Source organism: Halomicroarcula saliterrae, from assembly GCF_031624395.1.
GTDB lineage: Archaea > Halobacteriota > Halobacteria > Halobacteriales > Haloarculaceae > Haloarcula > Haloarcula saliterrae.
In genome coordinates this window covers 1-19,146 of sequence record NZ_JAMQON010000004.1, presented here as the reverse complement: position 1 = coordinate 19,146, position 19,146 = coordinate 1, and the positions used below count along the sequence as shown (strand labels likewise).

General features: G+C 70.4%; 20 protein-coding genes. 16 read left to right on the top strand and 4 right to left on the bottom strand.

Annotated elements, in window-relative coordinates; all coding sequences use genetic code 11:
* The first annotated feature begins 61 nt into the window (after positions 1-61).
* The 6 genes from NDI56_RS13920 to NDI56_RS13895 all read left to right on the top strand — a co-directional run bounded on the left by NDI56_RS13920 (position 62) and on the right by NDI56_RS13895 (position 5,189).
* Entirely contained in the window at positions 62-1,048 is a 987-nt protein-coding gene (locus tag NDI56_RS13920; protein ID WP_310920165.1) for a zinc-dependent alcohol dehydrogenase, read from the top strand.
* Positions 1,049-1,093: 45 nt separating this feature from the next.
* Complete coding sequence (locus NDI56_RS13915) at positions 1,094-1,471, top strand: 6-pyruvoyl trahydropterin synthase family protein (RefSeq protein ID WP_310920164.1); 378 nt, start codon at positions 1,094-1,096, stop codon at positions 1,469-1,471.
* Positions 1,468-2,532, top strand: a complete 1,065-nt coding sequence (locus NDI56_RS13910; protein ID WP_310920162.1) for a glycosyltransferase family 4 protein — start codon at positions 1,468-1,470, stop codon at positions 2,530-2,532. The genes NDI56_RS13915 and NDI56_RS13910 overlap by 4 nt, the downstream gene beginning before the upstream one ends.
* Positions 2,529-3,428: a hypothetical protein gene (locus NDI56_RS13905; RefSeq protein ID WP_310920160.1), complete on the top strand. Its 900-nt coding sequence runs from the start codon at positions 2,529-2,531 to the stop codon at positions 3,426-3,428. The genes NDI56_RS13910 and NDI56_RS13905 overlap by 4 nt, the downstream gene beginning before the upstream one ends.
* 64 nt (positions 3,429-3,492) lie before the next feature.
* Positions 3,493-4,254 (top strand): GTP cyclohydrolase III, encoded by a 762-nt coding sequence (locus tag NDI56_RS13900; protein ID WP_310920159.1) that lies wholly within the window; start codon positions 3,493-3,495, stop codon positions 4,252-4,254.
* Positions 4,255-4,310: 56 nt separating this feature from the next.
* A complete protein-coding gene (locus NDI56_RS13895) occupies positions 4,311-5,189 on the top strand; it encodes a hypothetical protein (RefSeq protein WP_310920157.1) in 879 nt (292 codons plus the stop codon).
* A gap of 24 nt (positions 5,190-5,213) precedes the next feature.
* Here the strand turns inward: NDI56_RS13895 and NDI56_RS13890 are convergent, their stop codons facing one another.
* Positions 5,214-6,233: an NADP-dependent oxidoreductase gene (locus NDI56_RS13890; protein ID WP_310920156.1), complete on the bottom strand. Its 1,020-nt coding sequence runs from the start codon at positions 6,231-6,233 to the stop codon at positions 5,214-5,216.
* A gap of 192 nt (positions 6,234-6,425) precedes the next feature.
* Here NDI56_RS13890 and NDI56_RS13885 point away from each other — a divergent pair, with 192 nt between their 5' ends.
* Positions 6,426-7,535, top strand: a complete 1,110-nt coding sequence (locus tag NDI56_RS13885; RefSeq protein ID WP_310920155.1) for an outer membrane protein assembly factor BamB family protein — start codon at positions 6,426-6,428, stop codon at positions 7,533-7,535.
* Between the two features lie 71 nt (positions 7,536-7,606).
* Here the strand turns inward: NDI56_RS13885 and NDI56_RS13880 are convergent, their stop codons facing one another.
* The gene (locus NDI56_RS13880) at positions 7,607-8,014 is read right to left on the bottom strand and encodes a DUF2267 domain-containing protein (RefSeq protein ID WP_310920154.1); all 408 of its coding nucleotides are present in this window, start codon (positions 8,012-8,014) and stop codon (positions 7,607-7,609) included.
* A 207-nt stretch (positions 8,015-8,221) separates the two neighbouring features.
* On the opposite strand from NDI56_RS13880, the gene NDI56_RS13875 reads away from it, so the two are divergent.
* Positions 8,222-8,644, top strand: a complete 423-nt coding sequence (locus NDI56_RS13875; protein WP_310920152.1) for a universal stress protein — start codon at positions 8,222-8,224, stop codon at positions 8,642-8,644.
* 6 nt (positions 8,645-8,650) lie between these two features.
* Here the strand turns inward: NDI56_RS13875 and NDI56_RS13870 are convergent, their stop codons facing one another.
* Positions 8,651-9,886, bottom strand: coding sequence for an outer membrane protein assembly factor BamB family protein (locus NDI56_RS13870; protein ID WP_310920151.1), 1,236 nt, complete (start codon positions 9,884-9,886; stop codon positions 8,651-8,653).
* A 184-nt stretch (positions 9,887-10,070) separates the two neighbouring features.
* Between NDI56_RS13870 and NDI56_RS13865 the strand changes: the two genes are divergently transcribed.
* Together NDI56_RS13865 and NDI56_RS13860 are read left to right on the top strand one after the other, a co-directional pair.
* Positions 10,071-11,237 carry an AI-2E family transporter gene (locus NDI56_RS13865; protein ID WP_310920150.1) on the top strand — a complete coding sequence of 389 codons (1,167 nt, stop codon included), beginning with the start codon at positions 10,071-10,073 and terminating at the stop codon, positions 11,235-11,237.
* Between the two features lie 58 nt (positions 11,238-11,295).
* Positions 11,296-11,844, top strand: coding sequence for a PAS domain-containing protein (locus NDI56_RS13860; protein ID WP_310920149.1), 549 nt, complete (start codon positions 11,296-11,298; stop codon positions 11,842-11,844).
* Positions 11,845-11,847: 3 nt separating this feature from the next.
* Here NDI56_RS13860 and NDI56_RS13855 read toward each other — a convergent pair whose 3' ends face one another.
* Positions 11,848-12,870, bottom strand: coding sequence for an AI-2E family transporter (locus NDI56_RS13855; RefSeq protein ID WP_310920148.1), 1,023 nt, complete (start codon positions 12,868-12,870; stop codon positions 11,848-11,850).
* Positions 12,871-13,101: 231 nt separating this feature from the next.
* Here NDI56_RS13855 and NDI56_RS13850 point away from each other — a divergent pair, with 231 nt between their 5' ends.
* The 6 genes from NDI56_RS13850 (at position 13,102) to NDI56_RS13825 (ending at position 18,991) form a co-directional block, all read left to right on the top strand.
* Positions 13,102-13,431, top strand: a complete 330-nt coding sequence (locus NDI56_RS13850) for a hypothetical protein (protein ID WP_310920147.1) — start codon at positions 13,102-13,104, stop codon at positions 13,429-13,431.
* 36 nt (positions 13,432-13,467) lie between these two features.
* Positions 13,468-13,944 (top strand): ribonuclease H family protein, encoded by a 477-nt coding sequence (locus NDI56_RS13845; protein ID WP_310920145.1) that lies wholly within the window; start codon positions 13,468-13,470, stop codon positions 13,942-13,944.
* Positions 13,945-13,983: 39 nt separating this feature from the next.
* Positions 13,984-14,889, top strand: a complete 906-nt coding sequence (locus tag NDI56_RS13840; RefSeq protein ID WP_310920144.1) for a diacylglycerol/lipid kinase family protein — start codon at positions 13,984-13,986, stop codon at positions 14,887-14,889.
* Positions 14,890-15,101: 212 nt separating this feature from the next.
* Positions 15,102-16,517, top strand: coding sequence for a sulfatase family protein (locus tag NDI56_RS13835; protein ID WP_310920143.1), 1,416 nt, complete (start codon positions 15,102-15,104; stop codon positions 16,515-16,517).
* Positions 16,518-16,523: 6 nt separating this feature from the next.
* A complete protein-coding gene (locus NDI56_RS13830) occupies positions 16,524-16,976 on the top strand; it encodes a GtrA family protein (RefSeq protein WP_310920142.1) in 453 nt (150 codons plus the stop codon).
* A gap of 32 nt (positions 16,977-17,008) precedes the next feature.
* The gene (locus NDI56_RS13825) at positions 17,009-18,991 is read left to right on the top strand and encodes a hydantoinase/oxoprolinase family protein (protein WP_310920141.1); all 1,983 of its coding nucleotides are present in this window, start codon (positions 17,009-17,011) and stop codon (positions 18,989-18,991) included.
* Positions 18,992-19,146 lie beyond the last annotated feature (155 nt).

Below are 19,146 nucleotides of genomic sequence, written 5' to 3'. Positions count from 1 at the left end.
ATCGCGCCGGGTGTAGAGTGGCGGGCGCTACGGCGACAGCGGTACGACCGCACACTGACCGATGACCGGCCGGGCGCTGTACTTCACCGGTGGGAAGTCGGTGGCGGTCCGCGAGGAACCGATAGGCGACCCCGGTCCGGCGCAGGTCCGCGTCCGGACCGAGCGGTCCGGTATCAGTCCCGGGACCGAACTGCTGGTGTACCGCGAGGAGGTCCCCGGGGAGCTACCCACCGACGAGACCATCGAGGCGCTCGATGGCACCTTCTCCTACCCACTCAAATACGGCTACGCGGCCGTCGGCCGCGTCACCGCCGTCGGCAGCGACGTCGACGACGACTGGCTCGACCGCCGCGTGTTCGCGTTCAACCCACACGAGAGCCACTTCCTCGCCGACCCCGAGACGCTCGTCCCGACGACCCTCGCCCCCGAACGGGCGCTGTTCATCCCGAACGTCGAGGCGGCGGTCAACTTCGTCATGGACGCCCGTCCGCGAATCGGCGCGCGAGTGGCGGTGTTCGGCCAGGGGCCGGTCGGCCTGTTGACGACCGCGCTGCTGTCGGAGTTCCCCCTCGCGACACTCGTCACGGTAGACCCCTGTGGCGCCCGACGCGAACTCTCGGAGGCACTCGGTGCGGACCGCTCCGTCGCGCCCGACGGGCTCGACGCGGCTATCGAGGACCCCGACATCGCGTTCGAGCTCTCGGGGAACCCGACCGCCCTCGACGACGCTATCGACGCTACCGGCTACGCGGGCCGGGTCATCGTCGGCTCGTGGTACGGCACCAAGGACGTCCAGCTCGACCTCGGGGCCGCCTACCACCGGAGCCACATCCGCGTCCGGAGCAGTCAGGTCAGCCGCATCGACCCGGACCACGCCGACCGCTGGGACAAGGACCGGCGCCTCGACGTGGTCCGGTCCTGGCTGTCCGACACCGACCTCTCGGCGCTTTGCACCCACGAGTTCGGCATCGAGCGCGCTCCGGAGGCGTACCGCCTGCTCGACGAACGGCCGGACGACGCCGTCCAGGTCGCGCTCACCTACGAGTAGCGGGGACCCTTCGGATTTAGGTAGCGCCCGGCCCTGGTTTCGGCCGTGTATTCGACGACAGTGCTGACCGACTTCGTGGCACAGCACTACCTCACCGTCCCGGACCCGGGTCCCGAGGGTGAGCCCCACTCCCATCACTACGAGGTAGAACTGCGCTTTCGCGGGCCGGAGCTAAACGAGTACGACTATCTGGTCGACATCGACGACGCCGAGGCGGCGCTGTCCTCGCTGTCGTCGCGCTACCGGGATTCCCTGCTCAACGACCTCCCGGAGTTCGAGACGTACAACCCCAGCGTCGAGCGGTTCGCCCGCGTCATCTTCGAGCGCGTGACCGAGGCCGTCACCGACGACACCGTCACAGAGCTCGCCGTGACCGTCTGGGAGGACGACGAGGCCGCAGCGAGCTACGACGCAGCTGTATGACGGTCGGGCTGACGCTGTACGGAAGCCTCGACGAGCGCTCCGGGGGCTTTCGCTACGACCGGCGCCTCGTCGAGGAGCTGCGCCGGGCCGGCGAGACGGTCGAGGTCGTCGAGCTCCCCTGGCGCGACTACGCCCGCGGGCTGCTCGACAACGGCTCCCGCCGGCTCCGGCGGCGCCTCGACGTCGACGTGGACGTGATGCTTCAGGACGAGCTGGCCCACCCGTCGCTCGTCCGGACGAACCGCCACCTCCCCTACCCCGTCGTCAGCGTCGTCCACCACCTGCGGGCGAGCGAACCGCGGCGGCTGCGCCCGGTGTACCGCGCCGTCGAGCGGCGCTATCTGGCCACCGTCGACGCCGTCGTCTGCAACAGCACGGCGACCCGACGCGTCGTCACCGACCTCGGCGTCGAGCGCGACTCGACCGTCCTCGCGCCGCCGGCCGGCGACCGGTTCGACCCCGAGGTCGACCCCGACCGCATCGAGTCCCGGGCCCACGAGGGGCCGCTCCGGCTCGTCTTCGTCGGCAACATCGAGCGCCGGAAGGGGCTGGACACGCTCGTCGACGGGCTCGCGGCCGCCGACGCGGCCGCCGAACTGACTGTCGTCGGCCGGGCTGTCGACGACGGCTACGTCGACTCCGTCCGCGAGCGCGTCTGTGAGCACGGCCTCGGCGACCGCGTCCGGTTCGCCGGCCGGCTGGCCGACGACGACCTGGCCGCGACGCTCGCAACGAGTCACGTTCTCGCGGTCCCCTCGCGCTACGAGGGCTTTGGCATCGTTTACCTGGAGGGGATGAGCTTCGGCCTGCCCGCGATCGCCTCGCGAGCCGGCGGCGCGAACGACGTCGTCACCGACGGCGAGACGGGCGTGCTCGTCGACCCCGACGACCCCGTCGCCGTCGCCGAGGCGGTGGGGGCGCTGGCCCGCGACCGCGACCGGCTGGCCGCGATGGGGCGGGCGGCCAGAGCGCGCTACGAACGCCACCCCGACTGGGCGGAGACGACCGACCGCGTTCGCGGCTTGCTCGCCGACGTCGCCCCGGAGGCGGTGGTCGCGTGACGGGCTCGTTCCAGCGGTATCTGCGCGCGAAACGGACGGTCGACGACCGCGCGCTCGACCGCCGGCTCGTCGGGGCGCTCCGCGAGGCGCTGGCGGCCCGCGCCGCCGAGCGCGACGGGGCGCTGCGTGTCCTCGAAATCGGGGCCGGCATCGGGACGATGCTGACCCGCTTTCTCGCGTGGGACGTGCTCCCGGCGGGCGATACCCGGTACGTCGCACTGGACGTACAGGCCGACAACGTGAGCGCGCTGCGCGAGTACCTGTCCGCGTGGGCCGCCGACCACGACGTGTCGATAGCCGGCGAGGAGCGGCTCACGCTGGACGACGGGACTCGGCGGGTCACGGTCGAACCGGTCGTCGCCGAAGCTATCGACTACGCCGACGCGGCCGCCCCCGAGTACGACCTCCTCGTCGGGGCGGCCCTGCTCGACGTCGTCGACCGGGACGCGCTGGGGACGCTCTTGGGGGCGGTGGCCCCCGGCGGGCTGTACTACTTCCCCATCACCTTCGACGGGGCGACGCGGTTCCGACCGGGCCACCCGGCCGACCGGGACGTGGAACGGCGCTACCACGAGCACATGGACGCCAAGCCGGGCGGGGACAGCCGCGCGGGCGGGGACGTGCTCGACCGGCTCCACCGGCTCGACGGGACGACGCTGCTCGACGTCGCCGGCTCGGACTGGGTCGTCAGACCGGTCGACGGCGCCTATCCCGGCGACGAGGCGTACTTCCTCCGGCACATCCTCGACACCGTCGAGGGGGCCGTCGGCGAGGTGGCCGACGGCGACGCCGAGTGGCTCGACGACTGGCTGGCCCGGCGCCGCGAGCAGGTCGCGGCCGGCGAACTGCTCTACCTGACCCACCAGCTCGACTTCCTGGGGCGGGTCGAGGGGTGAGACGCAAGCGGTGGCGCTGGCCGTTTCCCAAACACCGATAGGAGCCGACTCCTGAGCAGACTACGTGACGAACACGCAGGTCTCTCTGATACAGCTGGACAACTACGGGCCGTGGACGACGACGCCCGAACCCCGCCGCGAGGTCGACCTCCAGACCCTCCAGTCGCGGCTGTTCGCCGATATCGCACAGCTGGTCGGTGCCCGCGACGGGTACGCCTTCTTCGGGCGGTTCGACAACATCGTGGCCGTGACCAACGGGCTCGACCGGGGGGAACACGAGCGCATCCAGGGGTCGCTGGGGAACCGCTACCCGGTCACGGCGAGCGTGAGTATCGCGAGCGGGGACACGCCCGCTGGGGCGCTCGGCATCGCCTCGCGCCGACTGCAGGACGCCGGAAGCGCACAGGACAGCGGCCGGCGCGAGATACTCAGCGGGGACCCGCTCCCCGACGCCGACCGGGGGCCCGACGACGTCCAGATAGCCCACTTCGACGTCGACGACGCGACCGGGAAGTACACCGACCAGTTGAACGAGTTCGACACGTTCATTCAGATAGAACAGGGGTACGCGGCGCTGATGAAGCACATGCGCGAGGCCCACGACTCGCTGTCCTTTTTCGTCGGCGGCGACAACGTCATCGCCGTCTGCTCGGCGATGGACGAAGCGGCCTACCGCGACGCTATCGACCACGTCCGCGAGCGCGTCGGCGTCGAGCTGAAAGTCGGCGTCGGGCGAGCGCGGACGGCCCAGTCGGCCGGGATGACCGCAAAACACGAACTGGAGCGCTGTCGGGAGGACGGGACGGCCGTCGAACTCGGCTGGTGACGCTCCGACCGACAGCTCAGCGACAGGTTTACTGAGCCGCCAGCGGATATCTCGCTATGTCCGCCACCACGCCGCCCGACACCTCGAAGCAGGCGCTCGTCGCAGCGCTGCAGTGGGGTCTGGTCCAGACGTTCGTCCTCGACACGCTCGGTCGATTCCTCCGGAACTACTACCGGGCGACGACGACGGCGTTCTGGCCGCCGGGCTGGGTGACCTCACTGCAGTTCGCCGCGCCGCTGGGCCTGCTGGTCGGCGGCATTGGCGGCTATCGCTGGGTGACGAGCGGGCGCGCCGCGACCACCGAAACAGCCCACCGTACCCGCGTCGTCTTCGTCGGGGCACTGCTCGTCGGGTGGGGACTCGCGATCGTCCCGACGCTCGCGTTCCAGTCGCTGCTGGGCGAACAGTTCTTCACCGTCCCGTACTTCGTCCTCCCGACGGCGTTCGCGCTGCTGGCCGGCAGCGGCGCGGTCGTCCTCGCCTACCGCGTCGATCCGGCGGTGCTCCGACAGCGGCGAACGCGGCTGCTGGGTGCGGTGCAGGGCGCCTTCGTCGGCCTCGCGGTGGGGCTGGTCGGGTTCATCGGGTACACCAACTACCTCCTCGCGACGCGCGACAACGTCTCGGTCAACGGCGGGCTACTCATCGCTGTCACGGCGGCTCTGGGCGGTCTCGCGGGCTTCACACTGGCACACCGGCTGCGGAGTGGCGACCGAGCCCCCGAGTTCCTCGTCGTCTTCGTCCCCTCGCTGCTCGTTCTCGGTCTGGGGCTCTCGCTCGGTCAAACGGCTCTCGCTGCGGTCGGCGTGCCGGTCGGATTCGGCTGGTCGGGGACGCTGTTGCTCCTGTCGACGGTCGCCTCGCTTCTGTTGGCCGGCTATCTGACCTACGGCGCACAGACCACTGTGTATCGGCGGTTCGTGGGGGGCGACTAGGGTGTCACTGCCGGCGAGACCGCTTCACTCGCGCTCGCCGACTCGGACGAGCTGTTTGCCGACGTTCTCGCCCTCGAACAGGCCGAGGAAGGCGTCGGGGGCGTTCTCAAGTCCGTCGACGACGCTCTCCTCGTAGCGCAGGTCGCCGGCCTGGATGAACCCCGCGAGCCGCTCCAGCGCGTGGCCCCAGCGGTCCTGGTAGTCGCCGACGAGGAACCCCTCGACGGTGGCGCGGGTCTGGATGAGCTGGCCGAGTTTGCGCGGCCCGGTCGGCTGTTCGGTCGCGTTGTAGAGGGAGATCTGGCCACAGACGGCGACCCGGGCGTTGCGGTTCAACTGGCCCCAGACGGCGTCGGTGATGGGGCCGCCGACGTTGTCGAAGTAGGCGTCGACGCCGTCGGGACAGGTCTCCGCGAAGGCCGCTTGCAGGTCGTCGGTCGTGTCGTAGTTCACCGCGGCGTCGAAGCCGAGGTCGTCGGTGAGCCAGTCGCACTTCTCGTCGCTGCCGGCGACGCCGACGACGCGGGCGCCCGCTATGGCGGCGACCTGCCCGGCGACGGAGCCGACGGCGCCGGCGGCCGCCGAGACGACGACGGTGTCGCCGGGGTCGGGGTCGGCCACGTCGGTCATCCCGAAGAAGCCGGTGATGCCGGGCATCCCCAGCACGCCGAGCGCGGTCGAGACGGGCGCGAGGTCGGGGTCGACGCGGCGGAGCTCGTCCCCGTCGGCGACCGCGTGGTCGGCCCACAGCAGGTTCCCGGTCGCCACGTCGCCGGGCTCGAAGCCGTCGTGGTTCGATTCGACGACCTCGCCGACGACGCCGGCCTCCATCGGCTCGCCCACGCCCCACGGTTCGGCGTAGGACTCGGCGTCGCGCATCCGTCCGCGCATGTAGGGGTCGACCGAGAGATACAGCGTCCGGACCAGCACCTCGCCGGGACCGGGCTCGGGGCGGGGAACGGTCGCCAGCTCGAAGTTCTCGTCGGTCGGTTCGCCGGTCGGTCGGCTCGCGAGTCGCCACTGTCTGGTCTCGTTGTCGCTCACATCTGGATGTCGGGCTCGCGAGGGGTCAACGTTGGGACTCGCGGGCTACCACGTGCCCGCGTCGGCGGCTGTGGACTGTTCTGCCTTCGCTACACCGGCACAGCGATTGTTCGCTGTTCCCGCCACGTTCAAATTAATAAGTTGACACATAAGGATTATTACTCCGCTGGTCGATTCGATGGTCGACAACCGATGTCCGAGTTCGACGGAACCGCACAGGACAGCGAGCGTGCCGTCGACCGGCGTGGCGTGCTGAAGCTACTGGCGCTCCCGGTGGCCGCCGCGCCGCTCTGGTTCCTCTGGGTCGCCGGTGGCGCCGACGACGAAGCGGTCCCCAACTGGCTGGAGTACGCTGTTTCGCCGCGGGTCAGGTGGGTCACCGAGGACCGCTACGAGATGTCGCCGGGCGTGGGCGACGGGGCGCTCTACGTCGGCGACCGCGAGGGGGTCCTCCGCGCGCTTTCCACGGCCGGCGGGCGCGAGCAGTGGAGCTTCGACACGGGCATCGGGCTCGACGGGGACTTCGTCGCCCAGCCGACCGCGGCCGGCGACACCGTCTACGTCGCGGCGCTGAACGGGTCCCTGTACGCCGTCGACACGTCTGACGGGACCGAGCGCTGGCGCGTCGCGACTGCCGGCCAGAACGTGACTGCGCCCGTCGTCACCGACGACGCCGTCTACGTCGCGAGCGGGCGGACCGTCCACGCCTTCGAGCGTTCCGACGGGGCCGAGCGCTGGCGTCTCGATACGGGGCACCATATCGACGGCGCCCCGACCGTCGCCGACGGGACCGTTTACGTCGGGAGTGACGAGACGGTGTACGCGCTGTCGACGGCCGACGGGGCCGAGCGCTGGACACAGACCACGTTCGACGGCGTCACCTCGGGACCGACAGTGGCCGACGGGACCGTCTACGTCGGCCGGCGGGACGGCGTCCACGCGCTGTCGGCGGCCGACGGGAGCGAGCGCTGGGTCGCCGAGGACGTCGCCGCCACCTATCGGCCGGCGGCGGGCGACGGGCGCGTCTACGCCGCGTCCCTCGCCGGCCCGCTGGTCGCGCTGGACGCCGCCGACGGCCGCGTCGCGTGGCGGTTCGAGGGCGCCGAGGCGATGCAGACGCCGCCGGTGGCCGTCGACGGGACCGTCTACGCGGGGGCCGGCGACACGAGCCGCATCCACGCAGTCGACGGAGCCGACGGCACTGAGCGGTGGTCGTTCCCGGCCGTCGGCACGCCCGTCGTCGCCGACGGGTCGGTGTACGTCAACGCGAAGACCGCGCTCTTCGCCCTCGAAGCGGACTGAGCAGCCCCAGCTCTGTGAGGCTGGAGCGCGTCTCGGCGTTTCGTCCGGCACCCGAGTCGGTGGGCTTTCGACTAGTCGTGCTCGTGCCACCCGCCGGCGTCGACGACCTCGAAGAGGTTCTCCCAGCTCTCGGGGAGCTCGTCCCGGAGCTGCTGGAAGTCGGAGTCGGGGACCACCTCGGAGACGAGGTCGACGATGACCCGAGCGTGGTAGGCCGCGTCGGCACGGTCGGCGCCCTCGATGTCGGCGACCCGCGTGAGATACTCCGGCCAGTCGAACCGCTGCCCGTGCTCGTGGACGCCGCCCGTCAGATACCACTTTATCTCCATGGGCAAGGAGGCGGCCAGGTCCTCGGCGTGGCCCGCCCGGAGTCGCTGGCCCAGCGGCACCAGCGCCGCTCTGATGGCGCGGAGCGTCTCCCCGGTCCCCGGGAGTTCCAGTCGGTGTTGCACCGCACCGGTGAACTCGTCGAAGTCCATACCGGAAATGGTTGGGGAATTGTTATATAGCTTCGGTCAGCGTCTGCCCGTCGGGCGGAACCACTGGGTCCCACAGCCGGTGTCTCCGCGTACGGCCTGTCGGTGCGAACTCTCGGCCCGGACTACCGGCCAACACGGACCCGTAACGGGCGCCTACAGCGGTGAACTGGGAGCGTACTTTTGTCGGCCCGATACCATCTCTGGCGCATGTACGACAACATCCTCGTGCCGACGGACGGGAGCGACCACGCGGCCCGTGGCGTCGACCACGGGCTCGACCTCGCGGCGGCCCACGACGCCCGACTCCACGTGCTCTTCGTCGTCGACGAGTCGGTCTACGGCACGACGCCGGCGTTCAGTAGCTACGAGGCCTTCCTCGAAGACATCGAGGAGCGAGCGGAAGAGCTGACCGAGGCAGTCGTCGAGGAGGCCACCGAACGCGGCATCGACGCCACCATGTCGGTGTTGCGAGGGGTCCCCCACGACACCATCTGTGACTACGCCGAGGAGGCGGACATCGACGTCATCGTGATGGGGAAACGCGGGGCTGCGGGCGTCGAAGCGCCACACTTCGGGTCGGTCACCAACCGGGTGCTGCGGGGAGCGCCGGTCCCCGTCGTTCCGGTGTGACCCGGATCAGCCGGCGATGGCGTACAGCTTCTCGGCGGGGAAGTACGCCACGCTGTCGGCGATGACCGGCGCAGCGCCGTTCGGACTGACCTGTTGCTGGGTCCCGTAGGTCCACTCGGTGGCGCCGTCCGCCGCCGAGCGACAGGAGAGCTGGCCCCGGCCGAACATGTAGAGGAACCCGTCGGCGACGACGGGCGTCCCGTTGATGCCGGTCTCGACCGTGAACCGGTGCTGGCCCCCCGTGAGGCTGAACGCCGACAGCCCCCTGTCCGCGACGGCGTAGACGGTGTCGTCGGTCACTGCCGGCGGGTCGGTGACGGCCGGCGAGGCGAGGTTGCCGTACGTCTCGACGTCGTTGCTCCACAGTTCGGTGCCGTCCGCCGGGTCGAACACGCGGACGACCGTCCCGGAGCCCACGATTACCCGGTCGCCGGCGACTGTCGTCGGTGCCGTGGCGCTGTAGTCGGCACTCCAGCGCTCTGCCCCGGTGTTCGCGTCGAACGCCTGGACCGTGTTCCCGCCAGTGTAGACGGTGTCGCCGCCGACGGCCGGCGTCACCGGGTCCGACCCGGCGTCGACGTCGGTCGCCCAGCGCACCGAGCCGTCGCTCGCCGACAGCGCGTACAGGCCGGCCGTCTCGCCTCGGGTGCCGACGAGGTAGACGGTGTCGCCGTCGACGGTGATTCCCGAGGCGAGTAGGCGGTCGAACGACCACTGCTCGACGCCGGTCGTCGGGTCGAGTCCGACGACGCTACTGCCGACAGTGGCGAGGACCGCCTCATCGGTCACGGCGGTCGGGCCGGCGTCGTTCGTGCCGCCGTACATCGTCGTCCACTGGCTGGTCCCGTCGACGGGGTCCACCGCGTAGACGAACGTCCGTGCGTCGCCGTTCGCGTCGAGGCTCCCTTCGGTCAGGTAGAGCCGCCCGTCGTGCAGCGACGGCGACCCTATCCGGTGGCCGGGCGTGAACCTGTTCTGCCCGAACTCGAACAGCGACGTGATGGCCCCTGTCGGCCCGGCCACGTCGGGGACGGTCCCGGTGTTCGCGGCGTCGTACTGGTACTGCGGATACGAGCTCTCGACCGCGGTCGGGACCTCGACGCCGGCGTCCACCACCCTTCGTCCGGTGACGTTCCGCCCGTTCTCCCCCTCCCCGGATCCGAGAAACCCCGGACAGCCGGCGAACAGCCCCGTAACGACGCTACCGGCGGCCGCGAGAAACGAGCGTCGGCGACTGTCCATGTTCCGAAGGCTACGTCTGCAAATAAAAGAACTTCGTCCTGTTCACGACCCGACAGGCACCGCGGTAGGCCCGTGCTACCACTCTCACGCTTGGACTCACCGCAGAATCCGACAGGAAGCAGCCGAGACGCACCGCCGGCAAGAAGTGACACAATATTAACTACTATGGGCGCCTATCTCCCGCATGGACGACAGCGACAGCGGCTCCGGGCCTGTGCGACTCGGCGAGCCGGGGCTCGCGTGGTGGTTCGTCGGCCTCGCCGTCTTCGTGACGCTCGCGTGGGTCGGACTCAGCTACCTCGGCTGGCTCGTCTTCGGCCTCTTTACGTATTATGTCGCCCGCCCCATAGCCCGCCGGCTCGAACCCCGCGCAGGCTCCGCGTCGCTGGCCGCCGGCCTCACGCTCGCCTTCATCATCGTCCCTATCGTCCTGTTTCTGGCCGCGTTCCTCTCCATTGCGGTCGGACAGGCGCTCGAACTGCTCTCCGGCACCAGCGGCCGGGCGATTCTCGCTCGGCTCCCGCTCCCGACACAGACTCTCCCGTCGGACCCGGCCGAGGTCATCGTCGTCGTCTTGCAGGACCCGACGTTCACGACGGCGCTTTCCGAGTTCGGCGTCGTCGTCGGCGCGGCCGGGGCGACGCTTTTCAACGCCTTCCTGGCGCTCATCTTCGCATTTTTCCTGTTGACCAGCGGCGACGCGCTGGCGGGCTGGTTCCGGACGAACGTCTTCGGCGCCGACTCGCTCGCCGCCGACTACCTCCGTCGGGTCGACCGCGGCCTCACCTCTGTTTACTTCGGCTACACGCTGACCATCTTCGCCGTCATCGTCCTCGCGGCGGTCATCTACACCGTGTTCAACCTCGTCGCACCCGGGGACCTCACGATTCCACAGGCGGTGTTGCTCGCCGTCGTCACCGGTATCTTCACGCTTATCCCGCTGCTGGGGCGCTCCATCGTCTACGCGTTCATCGTCGCGCTACTGGCGGTTCAGGCGCTGGCCGTCGACCCGACGCTGCTGTGGGTCCCGGCGGCCTTCTTCGCGCTGATGGTGCTCGTTTTCGACAACGTCATCCGGACCTACGTCCGCCCGTCCCTCTCCGGGCGGGCCTATCACGTGGGCCTCGTGATGTTCGCGTATCTGCTCGGCCCCGCGCTGTTTGGCTGGTACGGCATCTTTCTGGGGCCGCTGGTGATGGTCGTGAGCGTCGAGTTCATCACCGACGTGCTCCCGCGGATGGCACAGGTCGGTACGGACTCGCCGGGTGAGACAGCACCGGACGACGACAGCGACCCATCGGTCGACGACACCGAACGCCCCGAGCGCGGCGGCGAGAGCCCGTCCGGCTGACCCCGCCGTCTCGCGAAGTCGACAGCGGTTTTTTCCGGTGCTCCGTACCGCCCCGTAGATGTCCACCAGAGAGACGCTCCGGGAACTGCTGACGTGCGCGGAGTCGGCGTTCCCGTCGGCCGCCCGGTCGTTTCTCGCGGCCCACGAACTGGCCCCCGACCGGGTCGACCGGGTCGACGACGACCTCGACGCACTGCTCGAAGCGTTCTCGGCGGCCGACGCGGCTTCCCTGTCGGCCCACGAACGCGACCTCTGTCGCCGGGTCTGGGTGCTCGACAGGGCGCCCCTCGGTATCACTGTCGCCGGCCCGGTGTATCAGGACAACCCCATCGTCTACGCGAACCGTACCTTCCGCGAGCTGTCGGGCTACCCGCTGTCGGCGGTCCGCGGCGAGAACCTCCGACTGCTTCAGGGGCCCGACACCGAGCCCGGCCCCGTCGACGCCCTGCGGGAAGCGCTGGAAATCTGGGAGCCCGTGACCGTCGAGCTGTGGAACTACCGCGCCGACGGCCGGCGCTTCCGGAACCGCGTCTCGCTCGTGCCGCTCCGGGACGACGACGGGATGCTCTCGAACTGGGCGGGGCTGCAGGAACGCGTCGACGGCTGACGGTTACTGCCCCCGCCGCTCGCGCTGCGTGACCAGTTCCGCCACGAGCGCCTTTCCCAGTCCCAGGACCACGGGCCCGACGAAGAGCCCGACGAACCCGAAGACGGCCAGGCCGCCGAAGATGCCCACGACGAGCACGCCGGAGTTGAGGTCGGCTCCCCGCTGCATCGCGAGCGGTCGGACGACGTTGTCCGACCCGCTGATGATGACTGTGCCGTACACGAAGAGCCCGACGGCCGCCGGCAGGTCGCCCACGACGAGGAGATACGCCACGGCCGGAAGCCAGACGATAGAGGCGCCGATTATCGGGAGCAAGGAGAGGGCGAACGTGGCCACGGCCCAGAACGCGATGTTGTCGAAGCCGACGGCGACGAAGCCGGCCACCGTCAGCACCGCCTGCACCCCGGCGACGGCGACGTTGCCGACCACGGCCGCCCACAGGAGCTCGTCGGTCCGGCGGACCAGTCTGTCCGCCGTCGCCGCGTCGAGCGGTGCGGCCCGCCGGAGCCAGTTCACGAACCGGTCGCCGTCCCGAAGGAGGTAAAACAGGGTAAACACGAAGACGACGGCGCCGACGGCGACCGCCGAGATACCGCCGACCACCCCGGCGAAACTCCCGAACAGCCCGCGCAGGCCCGTCCGGAGCGCACTGGAGAGCGGGCCGGTGAGCATCGACCGGTCCACCGCCGGGCCGAGCCATCGCTGGAGTCGGGCGCCCACGGTCGCGGCGTCGGGGAGCTGGGCCGTCCGCGCGACCGAGAGGGCCTGCTCCGCGGCCAGGCTGACGAGGACGACCAGCGGGACGACCACGACGACAACCGTGAGGAGTATCGTCACGACGGTCCCGGACGTCGACCCCAGCCGACGACCGAGCCGGTCGTTCACCGGTGCGACGAGATAGGCCACCAGCCCGGCCGAGAGAAGCGCCTGGAGAAACGGAGCGACGATGAGCAGCGAGAGCGCCCCGACCACGAGGAGGAGGAACTGGAGGAAGGCGGTCGAACGCTCCCCCTCCGCGGCGGTCATCGGCGGCCCTCGCCCGGGCGGCGTGCTCGGTCGGCCATCTGCCTGTCTCCCTCTCCGGAGACGTTTTGTTATCGACCGCTAGCTCGGCGTTGGCCGAGCGTATCGGGCGGAAACCACTGGCTACGGCCGTCGCGGCACCGACTCAGCTCGGGAGCTTCCGACGGCCACTGACTTTCCACACCGGTCACGCAGAGACAACCATTATGGGTTCGTGTGCGGTGCTGTGTGGCAATGAGGGACGGAATCGACGACAGTGGCGACGAGGTGACAGTTTCGATGGAGCTCTCGGGGCCGTACGACGACGTGCTCGGGAAGCTACGGCCGGCCGAATCGGGCGCCGGGTCGCTCCGACCGCTGGTCGCCGACCTGGAGACGCTGCTCGACACCGTCCGCCGAACCGACGGGGGGACCCGCAGCGTCATCGCCGAACAGCTGCCCGCCGAGACGGCCGCCGACTTCGACCCGGAAGCGGTCGTCGACGCCTTGCAGGTGCTCGAACGGTACGACCTCGTCGTCCTCGACGGTAACACGTGGCGCCCGGGGCCGCGCCTCGAGGAGTAGCGACGGGATTTTGCCCCACCGAGCCCACCGTCGGGTATGGTGGCGCCCGACGACGCACCGGTCGACCGGCGGCGGTCGGACACCGACTTCGCCCCCTCGCTCTTGCTGTACTTCGACGCGAGCGTCCACTACGGGGCCGACAACGCGACGCCGACCTCGGCGGCCGTCGGCTTCCTCGTCGAGAGCGGTGTGACGACGCATATCGAGCGCTCTCTGGCTGTCGACGCCTTCGTCGCTACGGCCCACCTTGAGTACCGGGCGCTGCTGGAGGCGGTGCGGGCGGTGACTGCCACCGGCGACCGGGTCGCCTCGCTGCACGTCCACGGGGACGCCGACGCGGTGATTCGCGCGGTCGACCCCGACCACCCGGCGGAGCCGGGCGACCGAATCTGCCGGGACCGGGTCGACGCCATCCGTGCGGCCGTGGCCGATATCCCGGTCGTCACCTACCGGGCGGTCCGGCGGGGCGAGAACGAGCGCGCCCACGACCTCGCGCGTGCGGGCCACCGCTGAGTCACACCCACTAAGTACGGGTGCCTGCTGGGTATCGGTATGCAAGTGGGCTCGCGCCGGGCGATTCTCAACCCCGCGAGCGGCGACGGGGACCACGCCGACTCCGTCGAGCGACTGCTCTCCGCTCGGGGCTTTGCCGTCTCCCGTACCGAGGGGCCCGGCGACGCGCGGGAACTCGGCCGGGCGGCCGGCGAGGCGCGGGCCTCCGAGGTCGCCGTCGCGGGCGGTGACGGCACGGTAAACGAGGTCCTCCGGGGGCTGGCCGGCGCCGACCACCTCGACGCGGTGACGCTCTCCGTGGTGCCGGTCGGGACCGCGAACCTGCTGGCGGGCACCGTCGGCGTCACCGACCGACGGCAGGGTATCGAGGTGGCAGACACCGGTGCGGTGCGGACGATAGACGTGGGCTTTGCCGGCGACGAACCGTTCCTCGTCTCCTGTATCGCCGGCCTCCCCGCGGACGCCAGTCTCGCCGCCTCCGGCGAGCTGAAAGCCCGTTTTGGGACGCTCGCGTTCCTCCTGACCGGCGCACAGGAGGCCATCGAGTTCGACGGGCTGGACATCACCGTCGAGGCCATGGGCGAGGACGGACCGTTCACCTGGTCCGGCTCGGCCACGTGTCTGCTGGTCGGTAACGCTCGGAAGTTCGTCAACCGGGGCGGCCAGGCGGACATGGAAGACGGGTTGCTCGACGTCGCCATCGTCGAGCGGATGCCGACCGGGAACCTCGTCGCCGAGGCCATCGGGCACCGACTACTGGCGGCCGACACCGACGGAGTCACGCACGTCCGCGCGACGGAGCTCTCCGTCGACGGCCACGGCGAGCCGGTGACGTTCAGCCGCGACGGGGAGTTCGCCGAGCACGAACGGCTGGACATCGCCGTCAGGGAGCGGACGCTCGACCTCCGCGTCGGGCCGAGCTACGAACCCGACCCGGAGTACTGACGCTGTCACGGGAGCATCGCTACGACCGCGCTATCAGCCGGTATCCGCCCCGAGCCCCTTTCTTTCAGCCCGACAGTTCAGGCGCAACCAGAACCTTCAGTATCGCGTATCCAATGTAGGGGCGTATGAACGATTCCTGTCGTGGTGCGTGGCGGCAGCCGGGACTCCGCTGCGCCATCGGCCCGTCGCGTCCGACCTCGGAGGTGAGATAGATGCCGGCCGACGTGACAAACGTCGTCCTCGTCACCATCGATTCGCTGCGACGGGACGCGCTGGGCGGCGACGACAGCGTCTCGCCGGTGCTCGACGAGCTGGCCGCCGAGGGCGTCACCTTCGAGTCGGCGATGGCCCAGGGCAACTGGACGCCCTTCTCCTTTCCGAGCGTCCACGGTTCCCGCCCGGTGTTCGACGAGGGCCCCGACATCGGGGTCGCCTCGACGCCGACGCTCGCCGAACAGCTCTCCGAGGCGGGGCTGCGGACGGGTGGATTCAACGCCGCCAACGGCTTCCTGACCGACCACTGGGGGTACGACCGCGGCTTCGACGAGTTCGACCCGTTCGTCGAGGGCAGCGGCTTCCTCGCGGCCCACCCGACAATTCAGGCGTGGGTCCAGCTCGGCACGTCGCCGTTCCGCCGGGCCGCCAGCGTGCTGGGCGGGGGCGACGACGAACGGCCCTTCGCCGACGTCTCGCGGATGGGCGAACTGGAGGACCACGCGACCGAGTTCCTGGAGACGGCCGACGACGGATTCTTCCTGTGGGTCCACTACATGGACACCCACACCCCCTACGTTCCGGCGCCCCGGCACCTCCGTGAGGTCTCGGACACCCACTTCGGCCTGTTCCGGATGCTGGGCTCGCACTTCCGGACGGGGATGGGGTGGGACGTCGACGAGCGCACGCTGGGGACGCTCCGGACGCTGTACGACGGCACCGTTAGACAGGTCGACGAGAGCGTCGGCCGGCTGTGTGACACGCTCGACTCCGAGGGCGTCGCCGACGAGACGGCCATCGTCGTCGCCGGCGACCACGGCGAGGAGTTTCTGGACCACGGCCACCTCTCACACTACCCCAAGCTCTACCGCGAACTCATCGACGTCCCCCTCTTTCTCACCCACCCCGACGGCGAGTCGGGGACGGTCCACCAGCCCGTCGGGCTCGACACAATCCCGCCGACGGTGTGTGACCTGCTCGGGGTCGAGCCCGCCGACGCGTGGGAGGGCCAGAGCGTGGCTCCGGCCCTCGACGGCGAGGCGATCGAAGACCGCGGGCCCGTGGTCTCCGTCGCGGTGCGTGGCGACAGCGTGACGACCCAGCCGATTCCCCGCCACCGCGAGGACGGCGAGTTGCTCGTCAGCGCCCGCGACGCCCGCTGGACGTACATCGAACACACCGACACCGGCCACCGCGAACTGTACGACCGGCGGACCGACCCGGAGGAACGGCGCGATCTCTGTGCGGACGGCACCGACGACGCGGCGCCACCGCCCGTCCTCGACCGGCTGTCGGCGGCCGTCGCGGACCACGTCGAGCGCCTCGATACGGCCTCGGAGGGCGCCGAAGAGCGCCAGACGGGCGGCGAATCTGACGAGATAACGGCACGTTTAAAAGCCCTCGGCTACAAATAGCGTCTCATGTCGTTCGCCGTCGCCACGTCGCCGCGACGAGAACGTCTCGTTCGGTTTTTCCTCGTCGGGTTGACGGCGGCAAGCGTCCAGCTGGCGCTGCTGTGGCTGTTCGTCGACCTCGGCGGTGTCAACTATCTCGTCGGCGCGTTCGTCGCCATCGAGATCACGATACTGTTCCAGTACGTGCTCAACAACGCCTGGACGTTCCACCGCTCGCGTCACACCTCGATGCGCGGGTACCTGGTCGGGCTGGGCAAGACGAACATCGTCCGGGGGACGGCTATCCCGCTGCAGCTGGGCATCCTCTACGTCCTCGTGACGCTCGGGACCGCCGAGTCGCTCCTCGACAACGTCGCGGTCATCGACAGCAGCGCCGAGGTTCTCGTCGGTAACGCCGTCGCTATCGGCGTGACGGGGCTGTACCGGTACGCGCTCGACTCGGCCTGGACCTGGAACTAGGCGTTTTTGTCACCGGCGGTCGGAGACGGGCCATGGACGATTCGGTTCGCGTGGGCGTCGACGTCGGGGGCACCTTCACTGACGTCGTGCTGGTCGGTCCCGACGGCCTGACGACGGCGAAAGTCCCCTCGACGACGCCACAACACGAGGGCGTCGTCGAGGGTGTTCGGGTGGCCTGTGAGACTGCCGGCGTCGACCCGGCCGGAGTTTCCCGGTTCAGACACGCCATGACCGTCGCGACGAACGCGCTGCTGGAGACCGAGGGGGCCCAGACGGCGCTGGTGACGACCGCCGGCTTCGGGGACGTGCTCGCTATCGGCCGGCAGGACAGACCCGAACTGTACGACCAGTCGGTCGCCCGACCGGCCCCGCTGGTGCCCGACGAGCGGCGCTACGAACTCGACGAGCGAGCCACGCCCGAGGGTGTCGAACGGCCCGTCGACCCCGAGGCGGTCCGGGAGCTGGCCGCCGATATCGACGCCGAGGCGGTCGCGGTGTCGCTGTTGCACGCCTACGCCCACCCCGGGAACGAGCGCCGCGTCGCTGCGGTTCTGCGCGAGGAACTCGACGCCCCGGTGTCGGCCAGTCACGAGGTGCTGGGCGCCTTCCGCGAGTACGAGCGCACCGCGACGACGGTGGCCGACGCCTTCGTGACGCCGGTGCTCGACCGCTATCTCGGACAGCTAGCGACCGAAGCGCGGGCACTCGGGCTGCCCGAACCGCGCGTGATGCAGTCCAACGGCGGCATCGCCGCTATCGACACGGTCCGGAACAACGCCGTGACGACGGCGCTGTCGGGTCCCGCGGCGGGCGTCGTCGGCGCCAGCGCGTTCCAGCCCGACGACGCCGCGGGGCTCGTCACCTTCGACATGGGCGGGACCTCCAGCGACGTGTCGCTCGTCCGCGAGGGCGGCGTCCAGCGGACCACCGACGCCGACGTGGGCGATCGGCCGGTCCGCGTGCCGATGGTCGACGTGGAGACGGTCGGCGCGGGCGGGGGCTCTATCGCGTGGGTCGACGCCGGCGGCGCGCTCAGAGTCGGCCCGCAGTCGGCCGGGGCGGAGCCGGGCCCGGCCTGTTACGGCCGCGGCGGGAGCGAGCCGACGGTGACCGACGCCGCGCTCGCGCTGGGGTATCTCGGCCCCGAGACGACGCTCGGCGGCGCCGTCGAACTGGACGCCGACGCCGCCCGTGAGGCCCTCGGCGCCCTCGCTGTCGAGGCCGACCTCGACGGCCCGCTCGCGGCCGCCCGCGGCGTCTACCGGGTCGCCAACGCGACGATGACGCGGACCATCCGCTCGGTCACCGCCGAGCGAGGCCACGACCCCCGCGACTTTGCCATCTGTGCTTTCGGCGGCGCCGGACCGATGCACGCCGCCGCGCTGGCCGACCGGCTCGGGGTCGAAACCGTCGTCGTCCCGCGAGCGAGCGGCGTCCTCTCGGCCCTGGGGCTGCTGGCCGCGGACGAGCGCCACGACGCCGTCCGCACGTACCGGACGCGTCTCGACGAGGCCGACCCGGAGGCAGTCCGGGGCGTGCTCGACGATCTGGAGTCGAGAGTGCTCGACGAAACGGCCCGGCCGGACGCGGCCACCGTCGCCTTCGAGGCGGACTGCCGGTACGCCGGCCAGAGTCACGAACTCGGCGTCACCGTCGGGGGATTCGACCGCGACGCCCTCGCGGCCCGCTTCCACGCCGCACACGAGCGGGCCCACGGCTACCGGCTGGACGCCGCGATCGAACTCGTCACGCTCCGGGCGACGGCGACCGTGGCCCACGAGATGCCGCCGATAGCTCACCACAGACGGGCCGAGACCGACCGACAGCACCGTGACGTTTCCTTCGACGGCGAGTTCAGGGAGACGCCGGTGCTGTCCTGGGGTTCGCTGGCATCGGGTGCGACCAGAGACGGCCCGGCTATCGTCGCCGGCGGGGAGAGCACTGTCGTCGTGCCGCCGGAGTGGTCGCTGGCGGTGGACGAACGGGGGACGCTTCGACTGGAGGCCCAGCAATGAGCGACGACACTCAGACCACCAGCGACATCGACGCCATCGAACCATCTTTTTCGTCGTCGGGTGTCCTCGTTCGCGTCGCTCACTGCGGGCACCCATCTCTGCTCACGGCGACGCGGTCGCCGTTCGCAAGGTTCGCGGGACCTTCGGTCCCGCTC

Coding starts and splice junctions, on each gene's coding strand:
- NDI56_RS13920 (WP_310920165.1), top strand. CDS start 62: ATGACCGGCCGGGCGCTGTACTTCACCGGTGGGAAGTCGGTGGCGGTC.
- NDI56_RS13910 (WP_310920162.1), top strand. CDS start 1,468: ATGACGGTCGGGCTGACGCTGTACGGAAGCCTCGACGAGCGCTCCGGG.
- NDI56_RS13895 (WP_310920157.1), top strand. CDS start 4,311: ATGTCCGCCACCACGCCGCCCGACACCTCGAAGCAGGCGCTCGTCGCA.
- NDI56_RS13885 (WP_310920155.1), top strand. CDS start 6,426: ATGTCCGAGTTCGACGGAACCGCACAGGACAGCGAGCGTGCCGTCGAC.
- NDI56_RS13880 (WP_310920154.1), bottom strand. CDS start 8,014: ATGGACTTCGACGAGTTCACCGGTGCGGTGCAACACCGACTGGAACTC.
- NDI56_RS13875 (WP_310920152.1), top strand. CDS start 8,222: ATGTACGACAACATCCTCGTGCCGACGGACGGGAGCGACCACGCGGCC.
- NDI56_RS13870 (WP_310920151.1), bottom strand. CDS start 9,886: ATGGACAGTCGCCGACGCTCGTTTCTCGCGGCCGCCGGTAGCGTCGTT.
- NDI56_RS13865 (WP_310920150.1), top strand. CDS start 10,071: ATGGACGACAGCGACAGCGGCTCCGGGCCTGTGCGACTCGGCGAGCCG.
- NDI56_RS13860 (WP_310920149.1), top strand. CDS start 11,296: ATGTCCACCAGAGAGACGCTCCGGGAACTGCTGACGTGCGCGGAGTCG.
- NDI56_RS13855 (WP_310920148.1), bottom strand. CDS start 12,870: ATGACCGCCGCGGAGGGGGAGCGTTCGACCGCCTTCCTCCAGTTCCTC.
- NDI56_RS13850 (WP_310920147.1), top strand. CDS start 13,102: ATGAGGGACGGAATCGACGACAGTGGCGACGAGGTGACAGTTTCGATG.
- NDI56_RS13845 (WP_310920145.1), top strand. CDS start 13,468: ATGGTGGCGCCCGACGACGCACCGGTCGACCGGCGGCGGTCGGACACC.
- NDI56_RS13840 (WP_310920144.1), top strand. CDS start 13,984: ATGCAAGTGGGCTCGCGCCGGGCGATTCTCAACCCCGCGAGCGGCGAC.
- NDI56_RS13835 (WP_310920143.1), top strand. CDS start 15,102: ATGCCGGCCGACGTGACAAACGTCGTCCTCGTCACCATCGATTCGCTG.
- NDI56_RS13830 (WP_310920142.1), top strand. CDS start 16,524: ATGTCGTTCGCCGTCGCCACGTCGCCGCGACGAGAACGTCTCGTTCGG.
- NDI56_RS13825 (WP_310920141.1), top strand. CDS start 17,009: ATGGACGATTCGGTTCGCGTGGGCGTCGACGTCGGGGGCACCTTCACT.